Here is a 1,628-nt window from a genome sequence, read left to right on the forward strand (position 1 = left end):
TGTTCGATCAGCGCGGCCAGTTGGTTGACCTCGTCGATGCTGTGGATCTGGCGCCGGTTGACGGCGAGGTGGCGGCCGAATTTCAGCGCCTTTGCTTCACAACTGGCGCGCAGATCCTCGTCGGCAATGGTCTCGAAATCGGCATTGTGAGCGAGACCGAGGATGCGCCGGTGCACTTCGACGCCGGCAAAGCCTAGCAGATCGGTCCAGATCTGGTGCAGCACATGGTCGAGCGCCTGCTCTGAGGCAAGGATGTCGCCCTGGTCCTCGAACAGGCTCTTTTGGTAGAGCATGCCGGTGCGCTCGCTGCGCCATAGATGCGAAAACTCGGCGCGGAACACCGCCCAGGTCTCGACCGTCACACCGAGCAGATAGGCGCGCATGGCGTCGCGCTTGCCCTTCTGTTCGTGACCGCGTTGCGAGAAGAAGGACATCCAGAAATTGGCAAGCAGCATGCCGACGTCGAAAGCCATCGGGCCGTAGAAGGCGAACTCCGGATCGATCATCCGGGTCTCCGTGTCGGTGACCATGATCGAACCGGAATGCAGGTCGCCATGCAGCAGCGTTTCGGCATTGGCGGCGAAGATGTGCTTCAGCCGCTGCGCCTCGACCTTGAGGTCGCGGTCGGCGCGCAGTTCGGCGACCAGGCCGTCGAGCTGCGGCGAGGTGTGCCGGTTCATCTTGGCATCGAAATAGGGATCGGAGAACACGAGGTTTTCGGTGATGTCGCAAAGCTCGGCATTGTCGGCGAACAGCGCCAGATCGGCCTTGCGGTCCTTGGCGGTCATATGCAGGTCGGAGCCGCGAAACAGCGTGCGGGCCATGAACAGGCCGATATCCCGGGCGATGTTCGGCAGTTGGCGGCCGTCGATCAGGGCACGGCGCAGGATGATATGCGGCGGCGCAAGATATTCCATGATGATCAGCGCCTGACCTTCATCGAAATAATGGATCGCCGGCACCGAGCCCGGCGCGCGCGCCTCTTGCCTGGTCAGCGCGTGATATTCGAAGAAGGAGCGCTTCAACGGCAGCGGCCAGCTGTCGCCGACCAGGCGGACATAGGGCAGGGCCTGCTTGACCACGGCCGCACCGCTGGCGCCCTCGACGATGAACACCAGGTTGAGATTGCCGTCGCCGACCTCGCGGACCTTCCAGGCGCCGGTGTCCTTGCCGATCTTCGCGCACAGCGCCTCGTTGCCGCCAAGGCGTGCAGCCAGGGTTTCGACCGATAGGGCTTCGAACGGCAATTCTTCAGTCATCGTTATCCTCCCGCATATGCGCTTCCAACATAACGGAGGCGTGGCGGCCGGGCCAAGCTAGGAAGCGATCTGGCAATTGTCAATCGTGTTGACAATTGCCGATACAGCCCATAGCGTCATGTCAGGGAGGAACGCATGGTCGGCAATGCCGTGTTCCGCGTAGAGGGACTGAGGAAATCCTTTGGCCATAACGAGGTGCTTGGCGGCGTCTCGCTGGAACTGCATGCCGGTGAAGTGACCGTGCTGATGGGCGCCAACGGCGCCGGCAAATCCACCCTCGTCAAGATCATCGCTGGTGTCTACGAACGCGGCGGCGGGACGATGGCGCTCGCCGACCAGGATTTCGCGCCGAAAACCCCGGCCGAGGCG

At 62.5% G+C, this 1,628-nt stretch carries 2 protein-coding genes; one reads left to right on the forward strand and one right to left on the reverse strand.

Going from position 1 to position 1,628, the window contains the following annotated elements:
- Positions 1 to 1,259, reverse strand: a 1,259-nt coding sequence (gene mtnK / locus EN969_RS15210) for an S-methyl-5-thioribose kinase (protein WP_245467445.1), incomplete at its 3' end; no start/stop codon positions are given.
- A gap of 135 nt (positions 1,260 to 1,394) precedes the next feature.
- Here mtnK and EN969_RS15215 point away from each other — a divergent pair.
- Positions 1,395 to 1,628, forward strand: a 234-nt coding sequence (locus tag EN969_RS15215) for an ATP-binding cassette domain-containing protein (RefSeq protein WP_127419220.1), incomplete at its 3' end; no start/stop codon positions are given.

The sequence above is a fragment of the Mesorhizobium sp. M7A.F.Ca.CA.003.01.2.1 genome, assembly GCF_003998945.1.
Taxonomy (GTDB): domain Bacteria; phylum Pseudomonadota; class Alphaproteobacteria; order Rhizobiales; family Rhizobiaceae; genus Mesorhizobium; species Mesorhizobium ciceri.